This is a genomic window from Nocardia cyriacigeorgica (assembly GCF_010868145.1).
GTDB classification, from domain to species: Bacteria; Actinomycetota; Actinomycetes; order Mycobacteriales; family Mycobacteriaceae; genus Nocardia; species Nocardia cyriacigeorgica_D.
Map to the genome: position 1 here is coordinate 1 of NZ_JAAGUY010000094.1, position 277 is coordinate 277.

The window sequence follows — 277 nt, forward strand, 5'->3', positions numbered from 1 at the left end:
GCGCACCGCCGAGCATTACGACCGGCTCCACGCCGAACTCCAGCACACGCCGTGCTCGCCTCGCTGCGGTGTCTGGCTGCGGTACGGGATCGTCCCGAAGGGCGCCACCGCGAAGACGCAGCCGGGCAAGTGCAAGGGCAAGGCACACCGCCGCGACACGTTGGGGTTGCCGGGTCGGCGGGTGCTGGTCTCGCGTCGCTGGTCGAACAAGACGCTCCCGGACCACAAGCAGGACCGCGCCGATTTCGTTCGGCAAACCCTCGCGGCGGTCGGGATC

At 70.0% G+C, this 277-nt stretch carries 1 protein-coding gene; it reads left to right on the plus strand.

Translation table 11 applies throughout. From position 1 onward, the window contains the following. Positions 1 to 277 (plus strand): replication initiator (locus GV792_RS28895; RefSeq protein WP_375154483.1); only part of this gene is annotated, 277 nt, incomplete at both ends.